This window comes from Rheinheimera nanhaiensis E407-8 (assembly GCF_000296695.1).
Classification (GTDB): Bacteria; Pseudomonadota; Gammaproteobacteria; order Enterobacterales; family Alteromonadaceae; genus Alishewanella; species Alishewanella nanhaiensis.
This window is the reverse complement of sequence record NZ_BAFK01000004.1, coordinates 13,775-29,279: the sequence shown is the minus strand read 5'-3', so window position 1 is coordinate 29,279 and position 15,505 is coordinate 13,775. Positions and strand designations below refer to the sequence as shown.

13 protein-coding genes are annotated in these 15,505 nt (G+C 50.4%); 8 read left to right on the top strand and 5 right to left on the bottom strand.

Annotated elements, in window-relative coordinates:
- The first annotated feature begins 35 nt into the window (after positions 1-35).
- The 3 genes from infC to rplT all read left to right on the top strand — a co-directional run bounded on the left by infC (position 36) and on the right by rplT (position 1,241).
- Positions 36-578, top strand: a complete 543-nt coding sequence (gene infC / locus RNAN_RS04275) for a translation initiation factor IF-3 (RefSeq protein ID WP_081502266.1) — start codon at positions 36-38, stop codon at positions 576-578.
- An 88-nt stretch (positions 579-666) separates the two neighbouring features.
- Positions 667-864 (top strand): 50S ribosomal protein L35, encoded by a 198-nt coding sequence (gene rpmI, locus RNAN_RS18860; RefSeq protein ID WP_081502265.1) that lies wholly within the window; start codon positions 667-669, stop codon positions 862-864.
- A gap of 17 nt (positions 865-881) precedes the next feature.
- Complete coding sequence (rplT, locus tag RNAN_RS04270) at positions 882-1,241, top strand: 50S ribosomal protein L20 (protein WP_008219135.1); 360 nt, start codon at positions 882-884, stop codon at positions 1,239-1,241.
- A gap of 95 nt (positions 1,242-1,336) precedes the next feature.
- Here rplT and RNAN_RS04265 read toward each other — a convergent pair whose 3' ends face one another.
- The 3 genes from RNAN_RS04265 to upp all read right to left on the bottom strand — a co-directional run bounded on the left by RNAN_RS04265 (position 1,337) and on the right by upp (position 4,059).
- A complete protein-coding gene (locus RNAN_RS04265; RefSeq protein ID WP_008219133.1) occupies positions 1,337-2,443 on the bottom strand; it encodes an META domain-containing protein in 1,107 nt (368 codons plus the stop codon).
- 63 nt (positions 2,444-2,506) lie between these two features.
- Positions 2,507-3,394, bottom strand: coding sequence for an alpha/beta fold hydrolase (locus tag RNAN_RS04260; RefSeq protein WP_008219131.1), 888 nt, complete (start codon positions 3,392-3,394; stop codon positions 2,507-2,509).
- A gap of 38 nt (positions 3,395-3,432) precedes the next feature.
- Positions 3,433-4,059, bottom strand: coding sequence for a uracil phosphoribosyltransferase (upp, locus tag RNAN_RS04255; protein WP_008219129.1), 627 nt, complete (start codon positions 4,057-4,059; stop codon positions 3,433-3,435).
- A gap of 176 nt (positions 4,060-4,235) precedes the next feature.
- Between upp and RNAN_RS04250 the strand changes: the two genes are divergently transcribed.
- A complete protein-coding gene (locus tag RNAN_RS04250) occupies positions 4,236-6,395 on the top strand; it encodes a S9 family peptidase (RefSeq protein WP_237739889.1) in 2,160 nt (719 codons plus the stop codon).
- Between the two features lie 73 nt (positions 6,396-6,468).
- Here RNAN_RS04250 and RNAN_RS04245 read toward each other — a convergent pair whose 3' ends face one another.
- On the bottom strand, positions 6,469-7,725 hold the full coding sequence (locus tag RNAN_RS04245) for a cyclic di-GMP phosphodiesterase (RefSeq protein ID WP_008219125.1): 1,257 nt from the start codon (positions 7,723-7,725) through the stop codon (positions 6,469-6,471).
- A 120-nt stretch (positions 7,726-7,845) separates the two neighbouring features.
- Positions 7,846-10,449: a TonB-dependent receptor gene (locus RNAN_RS04240; protein ID WP_008219123.1), complete on the bottom strand. Its 2,604-nt coding sequence runs from the start codon at positions 10,447-10,449 to the stop codon at positions 7,846-7,848.
- Between the two features lie 462 nt (positions 10,450-10,911).
- Between RNAN_RS04240 and psrA the strand changes: the two genes are divergently transcribed.
- The 4 genes from psrA to RNAN_RS04220 all read left to right on the top strand — a co-directional run bounded on the left by psrA (position 10,912) and on the right by RNAN_RS04220 (position 15,485).
- Positions 10,912-11,628 (top strand): TetR family transcriptional repressor PsrA, encoded by a 717-nt coding sequence (gene psrA / locus RNAN_RS04235; RefSeq protein ID WP_052027255.1) that lies wholly within the window; start codon positions 10,912-10,914, stop codon positions 11,626-11,628.
- A 1-nt stretch (position 11,629) separates the two neighbouring features.
- Positions 11,630-13,942 carry an acyl-CoA dehydrogenase gene (locus RNAN_RS04230; RefSeq protein ID WP_008219119.1) on the top strand — a complete coding sequence of 771 codons (2,313 nt, stop codon included), beginning with the start codon at positions 11,630-11,632 and terminating at the stop codon, positions 13,940-13,942.
- A gap of 73 nt (positions 13,943-14,015) precedes the next feature.
- Positions 14,016-14,519, top strand: coding sequence for a GNAT family N-acetyltransferase (locus tag RNAN_RS04225; RefSeq protein ID WP_008219117.1), 504 nt, complete (start codon positions 14,016-14,018; stop codon positions 14,517-14,519).
- Between the two features lie 102 nt (positions 14,520-14,621).
- A complete protein-coding gene (locus RNAN_RS04220; protein ID WP_008219115.1) occupies positions 14,622-15,485 on the top strand; it encodes a PEP-CTERM/exosortase system-associated acyltransferase in 864 nt (287 codons plus the stop codon).
- The last annotated feature ends 20 nt before the right edge of the window (positions 15,486-15,505 follow it).

Here is a 15,505-nt window from a genome sequence, read left to right as displayed (position 1 = left end):
TTAAGCGATAAGAATAATTTTCGGAGGAACATACTATTAAAGTAGGAAAGAAGACATTACCTGCAAACCGTCCTAACAGGATAAACGAAGAAATTAACCTGCCGGAAGTGCGGTTAATTGGTGTCGAAGGTGAGCAGCTGGGAGTAGTAAGTATTGCTGAAGCCAATCGTTTGGCTGAGGAAAGCGGCGCTGATTTAGTAGAGATTAGCCCGACTGCCGAACCGCCAGTGTGTAAGTTGATGGACTACGGTAAGTTCCTGTTCGAAAAGAGTAAAGCTCTGAAAGAGCAAAAGAAGAAGCAAAAACAGATCCAGATTAAGGAAATAAAATTCCGGCCTGGAACTGATGAAGGCGATTACCAGGTAAAACTACGCAACCTGCGTCGCTTCATTGAAGAGGGTGACAAAGCTAAAGTAACGTTGCGCTATCGCGGTCGTGAAATGGCGCATCTTGACATCGGTATTGATATGTTAAATCGGATTAAAGAAGATTTAGCGGACATTGCCGTGTGCGAATCTTTCCCTTCACGGGTGGAAGGTCGCCAGATGATCATGATGCTGGCCCCAAATAAGAAGTAATAAGTGCTTTCAAGTGTAACCCTGCGCTGCAAAGGGCAGGGTTGACGCCTTATTATTCGTTGTAATTTAACAATGCGAGTTTTTAACTATGCCAAAGATGAAAAACAATAAAGGTGCTATGAAGCGTTTCAAAAAGACCGCTTCTGGTAGCTTTAAACGTAAGCAATCACACCTTCGCCACATCCTGACGAAGAAGACCTCTAAGCGTAAGCGTCAGTTAGGTCCAAAAACCTTAGTCGCTAAAGTAGACATCGCCGGCTTAGTCCGTTGCATGCCGTACGCATAATTAATTAGGAGTCTGACATGCCAAGAGTTAAACGTGGTGTAACGGCGCGCGCGCGTCATAAGAAGGTGTTAAACCAGGCTAAAGGTTACTACGGTGCCCGCAGTCGTGTTTATCGTGTTGCTTTCCAGGCTGTAATTAAAGCCGGCCAATATGCTTACCGTGACCGTCGTCAGCGTAAGCGTCAGTTCCGTCAACTGTGGATCGCGCGTATCAACGCAGCGTCACGTATGAACGGTTTATCATACAGCCGTTTCATTGATGGCCTGAAAAAAGCCTCAGTAGAAATCGACCGTAAGATTTTAGCTGACATCGCCGTATTTGACAAAGCAGCCTTTACTGCTTTAGTTGCTAAAGCGAAACAAGCCTTAGCTGCTTAATCTAAGCTGCTTATAAGAAAGCCACCCAAGGGTGGCTTTTTTTATGCGTTAAGCTTTATCGCTAACAAACGGTAGGGTGCCAGAGCGCGCTGCGGTTAGTTAACCGCAGGCTTAAATTGCAGAATAAGCTGATTGTTTTTAAACAGTTGTAGCTTGTCGCCGTTTACTTCGGCCCGATCTGCCGATTGTAATGACTGGGTAAACTGCTGCTCCAGCTCGCTGCTATCGGCGCAGAATTTACGGGTACTGACCAGCGGTTGTACGGTTAACTGGTTAGCACGCTGCTTGTACTGGCCGTTAAAGCTGTTACAGCCGGCAAAACCATAAAGCCGCTCGTTCTGATCAAAAATAACCCGCACATTCAGCTGCTGTGGCACGTAGCGGTTGGTCAGTTTCTCTGCGCGCCAGACGATGCCCTGCATTTTGCCAGGCTGTTGCTGATCGGGGCAAATAGCACCTGGCCAGAACTGCTCAAACTTATCAATAAACAAGGTTGTGGCCTGATCATCCTGACCACGGCGGCCAATTAAGGTGGCGACTACGGCCTGACCACGAAAACGTTCATCCTGCTGATACTGGCGCATAACCGGCAAATGGTGCTGGGTATTGGCTACTGTTAATACATCGCCACTGCGACAGCTGGTAAAACTGGCCTGATTATCACTCAGTTTATATAACCCCAGCATGGCCTGGCGCGTATCGAGCTTTTTAAACTCAGCTTCACGGCTTAACTGGTATTTTTGGTTATGGCTAATCGGCTTACCGCTTAAATCCAGCATCGCCAGCGTGTTGTTGGTTAAAAAATGAAAACCGGGTAACGGCTGCTGCTGGTTGACCAAATGCAGGCTGCGTTTTTCCAGCAACCAAATGCCTTTAACCAGGTTAACCTGGTTACGGTCCAGGTATTCCTGACGGGCTTCAAAGCGGCCATCGCGATATAAATTAACGTGGTAACTGATGCCCGGGCAATCTGCACAGGGCAGGGTGCCGGTAAAGCTCATATCGGCATCAACAAAAATATGCTCAAAATCGGTGGCAACAGCTTCGGTGGTGTCAGAGTTTTCAATCACCACTTCTTCAGGCTCTGCGGGCTGCTCTACCTGGCTTGGGATAACCAGGGTTTCTACCTTTGCACTGCGCTCAGTAGGTAACTGACTGCAAGCTGACAACAGCAAGGCGGTAACAAGTAAACGCTTTTTCATCTGGGATCCCGGGTTAAAATTTTCGCTATTATAGCGGAATTCAGTGGCGGCATTAACAGCTATTTAAGCGTCAGACGTAGCATTTTTTATGGCCTGGCGTACTTGCTGTGCGGCAAGCTCGGGTTGCTCCTGCATAAAGCAATGGCCGCCACTGACAACAGACACCTGAACGGCCGGATTTCGCTTTTGCCACTTAGCCAGTGCCTTGGAGATAAAGTCATAACTTTTATCACCATAGATCACCTGCACTGGCGGGCAGTGGTGGCTTAATTGCTGCCAGAGCTTATCCGGGTAGGATGAAAAAATGTCGGCTTCACGCTCGGGCTGGCACTTTAAACTTAGCCCCTGCTCTGTGGGTTTTAACGCATGGTCAATATAAGCCGCCAGCGCATCAGGATGCCAGTTGGCAAACATGCCACGGTTAGTTAAATATGCCAGGGCGCTGTCGCGATCCGGCCAGTGTTGCCGGCGGCGCAGTGCTGCTTTTGCCAGTGGGTTTTTGTCATACAGCCGCACGCCTTTTAGCGTACTCATCAAGGTGAGCATGGTGGGGGTAAACAGTACCGGGTCGAGCAAAATGGCTGCGGCAAACGGGCTTGGCGCCGTGGTATGAATAAGCGCGGTTAATACGCCGCCAAAGCTGTGGCCCAGGCCATACACCGGCATAGCGGCATAATGCGCTTTGTGCGCCAACCAGGCTTGCGCCGCCAGTTCAGCACTTTTATTCCAGCCGACAAAGGCACCGCCATGGTCGCTGTCGCCATGGCCCTGGGCGTCAGATAAGAACAAATCAAAGTCTTCATACAGTAGGCGCAGCATCGGCTGGTACATGCGGCTGCAAAAGCCATTGCCATGCAGCATATGCAGCACCGGCTTGCCGCGCGCTTGGGTACGATAACCACGCAGGGTAAACCCCATCGGCGTATGATAAGACCAGGGAACTAACTGCAAAAGATGCTCCTTATTTGTCGCATTACAGGCTAAGACGGTTACTTGGTGCCGAACAGCTTATCACCGGCATCACCTAAACCTGGCAATATATAGCCCTGCTCGTTCAGGCAGCGGTCAATAGCGGCGGTGTACAGCTCAACATCCGGGTGGGCTTGTTGTAGTGCAGCAATGCCCTCTGGCGCGGCCACCAGCACTAAGGCTTTGATCCGCGTTGCGCCGTGCTGTTTTAGCAAGTTTATGCTGGCAATCAGTGAGCCACCGGTTGCCAGCATGGGGTCGACCACCAGGGCCAGCCGCTGATCCAGATCTGCCGCCAGCTTGTGAAAATAGGGCACTGGCTTAAGGGTCTGCTCATCGCGGTAAATACCCACCACACTGATGCGGGCACTTGGCAAAAGCTCCAGTACACCATCGAGCATGCCAAGGCCTGCCCGCAGTATCGGCACTATAGTGACTTTTTTGCCCTGAATTTGTTCGATAGCCACAGGGCCGCTCCAGCTTTCAATGGTGGCCTGCTCTGTGGCCAGATCGCGGGTGGCTTCGTAGGTTAATAAACTGCCAAGCTCGGCTGCCAGCTGGCGAAATTGCTTGGTGCTGATGTCTGCTGCGCGCAGCAGGCCAATTTTATGTTTCACCAGCGGGTGGTTAACTTCAGTCGGTGTCATAAGCAAATCCTCTGTTTAGCGCAGCTAAGCATACCGCAATCGGCTTTTACTTGCAGTTTAGTGCGAAGCATTATACAAACAGCCGGGGTGAGTAGCGCAAAGTTGCAGGAGCAATAATGCTAATTAAATTATCAGGTTTTGTGGTGGCAGTAAGTTTATTGTTGGCAGGAGGATGCATGGCAAATGCGAAACAGTTGGAGCTGGAGCGCTTATTTGCTGATCCGGCGCTGAGTGGCACCACGCCACGTTCGTTGACAATGGCACCAGACGGTAGCCGTGTCACTTATTTAAAAGGCAAAGCGGCAGATGCCAACCGGTTAGACTTGTGGCAATACCACATTAAAGACGGCAAGCACAGCTTATTGGTGGACGCCGACAGCCTGGTCAGTGGTGCAGAGGTGTTGTCAGATGAAGAAAAGGCCCGCCGCGAGCGTCTGCGCTTATTTGCTTCGGGTATTATCAGTTACAGCTGGTCGAAAAACAGCGACGCTTTGTTATTTCCGTTAAACGGTGATTTGTATTACTACGAACTGGCCGGCAAAAAAGCGAAAAAGCTGACCAATACCAGTGAGTTTGAAACAGACGCCAGCATTTCACCTACCGGGCGTTATGTCGCCTTTATCCGGGCGCAAAACCTGTTTGTACTGGAGATTGCCACCGGCAAAGAAACCCAGCTGACGTTCGATGGCGCAGGCGAGATTAAGAACGGTATGGCCGAGTTTGTCGCTCAGGAAGAAATGGGCCGGATGACCGGTTACTGGTGGGCGCCTGATGACAGCAAAATTGCCTTTACCCGCACCGATGAAAGCGGCGTTGCTGAGGTGGTGCGCAACGAGATTTACGCCGACGAGATTAAGCTGTTTAACCAGCGCTATCCCTATACCGGCACGGCCAATGCGAAAATTCAGCTGGGTGTGGTTAACCTGGCCAATGCTAAAGTGCAATGGATCCCGCTGGGCGATAATGACGATGTTTATCTGCCCCGTGTTCAGTGGAGTAAAAATGCACAGTATTTAAGCTATCAGTGGCAAAGCCGTAACCAGCAAGAACTGGAGCTTAGACTGGTCGACCTGAGCGCGAACCAACAACGGGTGTTACTGACAGAAACCAGTAACACCTGGTTAAACCTGCATGACGATCTGCATTTTTTAAACAATGATCAGGGCTTTATCTGGGCGTCTGAGCGCAGCGGCTATAAGCACCTGTATTACTATGATTTTAACGGTAAACTGTTGCGTCAGCTGACCGCGGGTGCTTGGGTGGTTGATGAGCTCGAAGCGGTCAATGAAGCCAAAGGCCTGGTGTTTTTTACCGGCCGTAAAGACACACCGCTGGAGCGGCATTTGTATCAGGTCAGTTTAAAAGATGGCGAAATACAGCGTTTAACCGAGCCAGGTTTTGATCATGCGCTGGTGCTGGCAAAAGATGGCAGCAGTTTTATTGATAACTTTTCCAATGTCAGCACACCCAACAAAGTGGCGCTGCGAGCTATCGACGGTAAGCTACTTACCTGGCTGGAGCAAAATGCGCTGGATAACCAGCATCCGTTAACGCCGTATTATAGTGCGCTTAAGGCGCCCCGTTTTGGCACCTTAACCGCTGAAGATGGCCAGACGCTGCATTACCGCATATTCGAGCCTGCGGCATTAGAGCCGGGCAAAAAATACCCGGTAATTGTCAGCGTTTATGGTGGCCCGCATGCGCAGCGGGTTACCAACAGCTTTAGCCCGCGCGACTTGTATTTGCATTATCTGGTGCAGCAGGGCTATCTGGTGTTTCAGCTGGATAACCGCGGCTCCTATAACCGCGGTAAAGCCTTTGAAGATCCGATCTATAAAAAGCTCGGAGACGTGGAGTTACAGGATCAAATCCGCGGCGTAGAATATTTGCGCAGCCTGCCTTATGTTGCAGCCGATAACATTGCCATTTATGGCCACAGTTATGGCGGCTATATGGCGATTATGGCCATGTTTAAAGCCAGTGATTATTTTGCTGCCGGCGTATCAGGAGCTCCGGTCACCGACTGGGCTTTGTATGACACCCACTACACTGAGCGCTATCTGGGCCACCCGGCTGACAATGCGCAGGGCTATACCGACAGCGCTGTATTTCCTTATATTGACGGCTTAAAAGGCGATTTGCTGATTTATCATGGTATGGCTGATGACAATGTGCTGTTTACCCACAGCACTAAGCTTTACAAACAGTTGCAGGACAAAGGCCTGTTGTTTGACATGATCAATTACCCGGGTAGCAAACACTCGATGTTTGGTCAGCCGGTACAAACGCACTTACATAAAAGCATTACGCAGTTTTTTGACCGGCATTTAAAGTAAGTTGGCAACAGAAAAGCCGGCATAGTGTGCCGGCTTTTGTCTGATCAGCCTTGCTGCTTTAACGGTTAAGCGTTTAGGGTTTGCCCTGCAAATGATAGCTAACCTGGGCTCTGGGATTTAAATACTCTGCCACTTGCTGTGGTAGCGACTGAATTTTTAACACCTTAACTATGCTTAGCGTATCCTGATCTAAGGTCAGCACCGGGGCTTCTAATCTTGGCACATCGGCGTCGTACACCATCACATTGGGGCACAGCAGGTTGTCGCTGTTTACCGACATTACTATGCCAATACGCTGGTCCGATAACTGCACTATGGTGCCAGGCGGGTACACGCCCATCATTTTAATCATGACCCGCATTTCAAGCTCGGGTAGCTTACCTTTCATACTGCGGTACATGTAGGATAACGCATGGTGCGGCGAGCGCGCTTTGCTGATATCCAGCGGGTGACACAGATTATCAAAACAATTTACCACACATACAATACGGGCCAGTTTGTCTATTTGTGGCTCGGTTAAGCCTTTGGGATAACCGCTGCCGTCAATCAGCTCGTAATGTTGCTCAATAATAGGCCAGGCCTGCAGTGGAAAGGTGTCGGTCAGGCCAACCAGCTCAACACCGTATTTGGTATGCAGCTTAAGCAGGTTTTGCTCCGGCGCAGTAAGTAGTGTGGTTTTACGTAATATCTGTGATGGGATTTTTAGCTTGCCAATATCGTGAAACAGCGCGCCCATACCCACGGCTTTAATGTCATTCGCGCTTAGTTTCAGGTTTTTCGCCAGCATCATCGATAAAGTAGCAACGTTAAGCGCATGGTAATACAGCCCTTCCTGCTCTTTGTTAGCCGCTGAAATCAAGTGCAAAATTAACGAGTCTGCCCCTAACAGTACATCGGCCATGGCGCTAATTAAGCTGCTGGCGTCAGCAATGGCGTTCAGTGGACGGCCCTGAATTTTGCTCATCAGGGCTCTTACCTGGATCAGCGATTGGGCAAAGGCTTTTTCTGTTTTTTGAATGTCGCGCCGGTTGGCTTTGGCTTGTTCGATACGCAGCATTTTTTCCTGCTGCATTTTAAGCTGGGCTTCACTGGCTGCCATATTAAAGCTGGCCTGATCTTCTTCGCTGAGATCGGCCGGCTGCAGCATTTTTTTACTTTTATCGGGATAAAAAAACACATAATCCAACTGCAACGCACGGATGATCTGCAGTTGCTGTGGGTTTTCAATCAGAATTTCGCCGGATAAAAACGGGTGTTTCATCCAGCTGCCCGGTAACTTAACGGCATAACCGAGCTTGAGTTCATCAGGTTTAAGTTTTAAGACAGACAAGCGGTGCTCCGCGCCAGACAGTTTAACAACAACTATTAGTGTAAAGCCCTGACGGCACAATACCAGTGATATAAAACAAAAAAAGGCCAGATAGCTCTGGCCTTTGCTGTTTGCCTCAGATCAGAAGCGAACTGTGTAACGCACTGTCCACAAGCGGCCTATCCAGTCATGTACCGAGCTGGCATAACCATTAGTGGGTGAAGAGGCGTAAGGTGGCTTTTTGTCAGTCAGGTTACGCACGCTTAACAGTAACGACTGATTGTCGGTCAGATCGTACCCCAGGCTACCGCTGAACACTGTCCAGGCATCCACGGTTTCGTTGCCGCCAAATTTAAAGTCGCCGTCACCTAACTCACTGATGTAATGGGCAGATAAACTGGCAGTCCAGTTATTTAACTGCCAGTCTACGCCAGCATCAGCAACTAAGTCTGGCCGGGCAATTTCATTAGCACCGCTTAAACGGCCCAGTAAATCTTCCGCTGGTGTCTCAGCATTAATTTGCCGCTCATAACTGAAGGTTTTGGTGCCGGCGGCAAACAGTTTAAAGGTCCCCAGCTGCTCGGTTTCCAGACGATAAGTCAGTTTAATATCGACACCATCGGTTTTTTGGCTACCGACGTTAAAGAAGCCGGTGCGTAAAAACACCAGATCGCCACCGCCGTCCAGCACACAACCAAACTCGCCGTTAAGTGCAGCGATGCTGCCTGTTACCGGTGCACTGCCCGCGATACAGGCTTTAAGGGTGGTATTGGCATCCACGTCAACAATGTCGGTATGCTCATAGCGCCAATAATCGGCGGTCAGTTGCAGGTTTTCTGTCAGGTTCCAGGAGAACCCCAGGTTAATGGCTTCTGAGTTTTCTGCATCCAGGCCGCGGTTACCAATGGTCTCCTGGTCCAGCTCCAGCTCACCAAAAGAGGCGCCAAAATCGCCACACAGGGCATCAAAGGGTTGGTCAGCACCACAATTAATGTAGGCAGTGCCTAGTGATTCACCTGCGCCAAGCTGAGACAGCGAAGGTGCTCTAAAGCCGGTGCTCCATGACGCCCGCATAATTAAATCATCGGTAGCGCGGTAGCGCAGTGACAATTTAGGGTTAACATCGCCACCAAAATCGCTGTAATGGTCATAGCGCAGGGCGGCAATTAAATCCAGGTTATCTGCCAGCGGCACATTAAATTCCGCATAAGCGGCGTATTGCGTACGATCTGCTGCCGCATCGCTGGCGCCTAGCGCAAATACTCCGCCTTCTTTGGCAATTTGCGCTGGCCGGTCAAAGATATCTTCACTTCTGAACTCACCACCAAAGACGGCACTGATATTACCGGCTGACAGCTCCAGCGGTAAATCACCGGCAAAGTTAAAGTCGAGCGATAACACTTCAGACTCACCAAGGCGTGGTGCCAGTTCACGTACGGCAGCGCGCTGCGCTTCACTGTTGTCACGGCCGAGGTTAAAAGGGTCAAAACTACCGTCTGCAATGCCGGCGATAACTTTGTCTCTACCCATGTAGCCTTGCACATGGGTAATTTCGTTTTCAGTCTTACCATAAGTGGCGGCGGTCTCCCACGACCAGTCGGCGATTTCACCGCGTAGACCGGCTAATACACGGTAGCTGGTTGTGTCGTAGTCCTGGATGCGGGTTTCCGGGAAGCGGGAGCGCACACGAATGTCGTTCACTTCACCGTCTAACGCATCAATGTCGCGCGCCCATTGCGGGACCAGCGCAGAGTCGCCGGCAACGTCAACATCAAAAGCGGCGGCGGCGTCATAGGCCGAGCCGGTATTATTCTGATACATGGCTTCGGCGAAGAACTCGCTGCCGTTACTTAAACGGTAGTTGTGGTGCAGGGTAGCGCCAACGGCTTTGGTATCGGGCTGAATAGCACGTTCTATCACATAGTCATAACGACAGCGGGTACCGCCGTTACTGACATCATCACCACACCAGGGCTCGGCATAATCGGCGCCATCGATAGTCACGCGGGTACTGGATTTCAGTGTAACCTCAATCGGCCGGTCGCTGTTAAACAAGGCCTCGCGGTCAAAGTAGTCAATCACGACAGTGGTATTGCTGTTAGCGGTACTAAAACCGCCGACATAGGTCAGGTTGGTACGGCCAAAGTCGCTGCTCTTGGTATCGTCACCGTAGGAGGCGGAAAATTCATGGCCTTCAACATCTTTACGCAGGATAAAGTTAATTACCCCGGCAATGGCATCAGAGCCATAAACTGAGGAGGCGCCATCGGTCAACACTTCTATCCGTTCCAGTGCCGACATCGGAATGGCGTTAACGTTAACAAAAGAGTCAAAACCGTTGGTAAAGGAGTCGACCGCCACCCGCCGGCCGTTTACCAGCACCAGCGTAGAGCTGCTGCCCAGGCCGCGTAAACTGACACCGGAAGAGCCGGCCGGTGCGCCATCGGCACCACCTACACCGCCATTTTCGGTAAAGGTACCGGCGCTGGAGGCTTGCGGCAGATCGCGCAGGAATGAGCCTACGCTGTCATAACCGCGGTTTGCCATGTCTTCCCGGCTGAAAATTTGTACCGGGTTGGCGCCTTCCATATCCACGCCTTTTAAGCGTGAACCGGTCACCTGAATTTTTTCAATTTTCTCCTGTTCGGCTTCAGCTGATTCGGCGGCCTGCACGGCATAACCGGACGTTGCCATCAGCATGGCCATACTTAGGGTAGATAGCTTCATTTTTGCTTTAATGTACATACACATTCCTCTGGATAATAAACGCCGCCTTTAAAGGCGATCTGATTAAAAAGCAGTAAAAATGCGTCTTAGCAGAGGGATCTCCAATGCCATACCGGGCCAGGTAATATGGCCAGCATCAAGCGTTAGAAATGGATTGTCAGCTTACCCTCTGCCAGACGCAGAGGGAGAACTAATTGTTGAACCACTCGGACAAGTAGTAGGGCGAGACGTAGTAGCCGTAATGATTAACTGCACATTTTTGCATAATTACGCCTCCTGTCTCTGAAGAAATGGGGAACACTTAGCGCTTAAACTCGCGGATCTGCCTCATGCTGTCAAGTGGTTTTTAACAATTGGCGAAAATGTCCCCAAATTGCCGTAATTTTGGCCACTGAGGTTGGACCAGTGGCGCATTTGTCGCTTGACAGTTTAGGTATTCAAACGTACATTTCAAACATCTGTTTAAATATTGGTTGGCTTATGTCGAACAAACTCAGTACGCAACATAAAATACTGGATGCTGCGCAAAGCCTGTTTGCTGAAACCGGTTTTAATGGCACCTCGCTTAGGCAAATCACCAGTCAGGCAGAAGTGAACCTGGCGTCGGTAAACTACCATTTTGGCTCGAAAAAAGAGCTGATCCAGGCGGTGTTACAGCGCTATCTGGTGGTCTTAATGCCAAGGCTGGATCAGGAATTCACCCGGTTGTTGGCGTCGCAGCAGCCTAACAGCCTAAACCAGGTGTTGTCGGTGTTTGTGCGACCCTTGCTGGAGCTGAATAAAGTACACCAGCACGGCACGCGGATATTTTTACAGTTACTTGGCCGCGGTTATACTGATGTACAAGGGCATTTGCGCTGGTTTTTCAATCATCATTATGGTCGGGTGCTGGATAAATTAGTGTTGCTGGTACAGCAGGCCTGCCCGGATTTACCCGCCGGTGAGCTGTTTTGGCGGCTGCATTTTTCGCTGGGTACCGTTGTGTTTACTATGGCATCGAGTGAAGCGCTGGCGGAAATTGCCGAAGCCGATTTTAACGAAAAAGTCGATATTGAAGGCGTGATCCTACGTCTGTTGCCGTATTTAGCCGCTGCCATAGCTGCACCGGTACCTCAAGTTACACAACTTAGTCAAACACAACTTAGTCAAACACAACTTAGTCAAACCGCGCCGCTGATGGCGAGTGAAGGAAGGTAATATGTTGATCCTGTTAATATTGGTCGTTACTCTGGCTGTGGTGTTTGGCGTTGCCGACATCCGCCGTAACCTGATTACCAAGCCGGTATTTACCGTATTTAAGAAGATCTTACCGCCACTGTCTGATACTGAGCGCGAAGCCATGGAAGCCGGCGATGTGTGGTGGGACGGTGAACTGTTTAAAGGCAAACCTGACTGGCAACAGCTACACAGCTTCCCTAAGCCGGAATTAAGCGCTGATGAGCAGGCCTTTATGGACAACCAGGTAGAAACCCTGCTTGGTATGCTGGATGACTACAAGATAGTGCAGGAGCAGCGCGACCTGCCGGTTGCCGTGTGGGATTATTTAAAGCGCGAAGGCTTCTTCGCCATGATCATCCCTAAAGCCTACGGTGGCCGTGAATTTTCTGCTATTGCCAACTCGACTATCGTTTCGCGCATTGCTACCCGCAGCTTAACCGCTGCTGTTACCGTAATGGTGCCCAACTCGTTAGGCCCGGGTGAGCTTCTTATGCACTATGGTACGCAGCAGCAAAAAGATTTTTGGCTGCCCAGTTTAGCCAATGGCACCGATGTGCCCTGTTTTGCCCTGACCGGGCCGGAGGCTGGCTCAGATGCCGGCGGTATTCCTGATACCGGCGTGGTGTGTAAAGGCGAGTTTGACGGTAAAGAAGTTACCGGTATCCGGCTAAATTGGGATAAGCGCTACATTACACTGGCGCCGGTGGCGACCGTATTGGGGCTGGCGTTTAAACTGTACGACCCTGAGAAGCTGCTTGGCGATAAAGAAGAGCTGGGCATTACCTGTGCGCTTATTCCAACCAGCCACAAAGGCGTGCAAATTGGCGATCGTCACTTCCCGATGAATATGGCCTTTATGAACGGGACCACCTACGGCAAAGATGTGTTTATTCCGCTGGATTGGATCATCGGCGGCCCGGACTATGCCGGTCGTGGCTGGCGGATGCTGGTAGAATGTTTATCAGCCGGCCGCGGTATCAGCTTACCAGCGCTTGCCACCGCCACTGGCCATTTGGCAGCCCGTATGACCGGTGCTTATGGTTATGTGCGCCAGCAATTTGGTATGTCTATTGGTAAATTTGAGGGCGTGCAAGAGTCGTTAGCCCGTATCGGCGGCTTAACCTACAGTTTAGAAGCGATGCGGGTAATGACCGCCGGTGCTATCGACATGAAGTTAAGCCCCAGCGTGGTTACCGCTATTGCTAAATACCATATGACCGAAATGTCGCGCACCCTGATGAACGATGCCTTTGATATTCACGCTGGCCGTGCCATTCAGGTAGGGCCGAAGAATTATCTGGCACATGGTTATATGGGCATACCTATTTCGATTACGGTAGAGGGCGCCAATATTTTAACCCGCAACCTGATGATTTTCGGTCAGGGTGCTACCCGTTGCCACCCTTATGTACTGGCAGAGCTGGAAGCAGCGGCGAATCCGGATGCAGAGCAGGGCTTAAAGCAATTCGACAGTTTGCTGCTGAAACATATTGGCTTTGCTATCGGTAATACCTTTGGCGCCCTGTGGCAGGGCTTAACCGCTGCTGCCTTTAACAGTGCGCCGGTATCGGGTGAAACGGCGCGTTATTACAAGCAGTTAAGCCGTATGAGCCGAGCTTTAGCCTTAAGCGCCGATTTTTCGATGCTGATATTAGGCGGCGAGTTGAAGCGCCGTGAAATGCTGTCTGCCCGTTTAGGTGATGTGTTAAGCCAGCTGTATATCGCCTCGGCCGTACTGAAGTTTTATGAAGACAACGGCCGTCAGCAGTGCGATCTGCCGTTTGTTCACTACAGTGTGCAGCGTGCGCTATTTGAAATTGGCCGCGCTTTTGCTGGTTTCTTCGCTAACTTCCCGAACCGGGTAGTGGCGCGCGTGCTAAAAACCCTGGTGTTCCCGTTTGGCATCGGCTACAAGATGCCGGATGATGCTACCGCTATTCAGATCTGTGAAGCCTTGTCTAAGCCCGGTGTTGTGCGCGACCGGTTAACCCACCTGTGTTACATAGGCGCGGATGAAAATGACGCCACCGGTCTGATGGAAAACGCTTTTGTCACTATGTATGAAGCACAGCCGCTTATGAAAAAGATTTACCAGGCGCAGCGCGAAGGTAAAGTGGCCCGTAAACAGCCACTGGACAAAACCATTGCTCAGGCACTGGAGGTTGGTGTACTGAGCGAGGCTGAAGCACAGCAGCTAAACCGGATGAACACATTGCGCTTTAGCGCCATCAGCGTTGACAGCTTTAAGCCCGGCGCTTTGGAAGCCCAGACGCCGAACGCTGACGCCGCGTAAAACTCTTGTAACTTAGTGTGCTGAATGATAAAAACGCCGGTACTTGCACCGGCGTTTTTTATGAGGATTAACTATGAGCGCTGAGATCCGCCTACGTTTGGCAACACCGCAGGATATTCCCACCATACTGGCATTTATTAACGGCCTGGCCGAGTATGAAAAGCTGGCCGATCAGGTGGTGGCCACCGGGCAGAAACTGCAGGATACGCTGTTTGGCGATAAACGTTATGCCGAGGTGGTGATTGCTGATTACCAGCAGCAGCCGGCCGGTTTTGCCCTGTTTTTTCACAACTACTCAACCTTCCTGGCCAAGCCAGGTATTTATCTGGAAGACTTATTTGTATTGCCCCGGTTTCGTGGCCACGGCATTGGTAAAACCTTGCTACGTTATCTGGCCAAACTGGCGCTAGATCGTGATTGTGGCCGGCTGGAATGGTCGGTGCTGGATTGGAATCAAAGCGCTATCGATTTTTATCAGTCTCAAGGTGCCGTGCTGCTACATGACTGGCGTATCAACAGGGTGACTGGGGATCGCCTTAAGCAATTGGCAGCGAAGTATGACAGCGTGGCAGACTAAGCGGCAAAAATAAGCATGGTCATATCTGGCAACTAATCTGCCAGCGTCTAAGCTATGTAGAGCCATACACAGTTGATGGTCTGAAGGAACAGAGGGCTTTCCATGAAACGATTAAAAGCACTGGCTGATAAACCCATTATTGGGGGTGTTGTTAAAAAAGCGATGGCATCTTTAGCCAGTAATGATGCCAAAACAATTTCAGAGCATTTTTCCCAATACCTGAAGCCTCAGTTGGCTGACACCGAGCTGTTAAAGCATGAAGTGTATAAATTACGACACAATGTGTACTGCGAAGAGCTGCACTTTGAAGACGTAAAAGAAACACATGAAGAATGTGATGACTTTGATACCAGAGCCATACACTGTTTTGTCCGGCATTTAAGCTCTGGCGCAATGGCCGGTACGGTAAGGCTGATCACGTCTGCGCTTGGCACTGAGCTGTTGCCTATTGAGCAATATTGCTCGCATGCACTGACCGATGAGCGGCTGCACCCGAAGGATTTTGCCCGGCACGAGATTTGTGAGATCTCAAGATTAGCGGTACCTGCAGCCTTTAGAAAACGTGAGGTGGACAAATTTGCCGGAGCAGCCACCGGTGCCATCAACGAAAAGCAGTATTCCGAGACAGAGCTGCGCTGCTTTCCCTATATTGCCGTCTGTTTGTACTTATCGGCTGCGGCCATGTCATTAAAAACCAAAAGGTTTCATGTGTTTGTTATGATGGAGCCGCGTTTGGCCCGCAGTTTATCCTTTGTGGGTATTATGTTCCGGCAACTGGGCGATACCATCGAATTTCACGGCAAAAGAGCCCCTTATTATGTTGACTCGCGAGAGCTGCGCCGTACCTTAAGCCCAGGCTACCTGAAGTTACTTCAGGCGATAGAAAAGTCCTTGTTTGATAGTAAGACGCTAAGCTCTACTACCTCAGCACAGTTGCCCGGTGGTAATGTGGTATTGGTTAACTAACTTATGCAAAACGCTGTTTT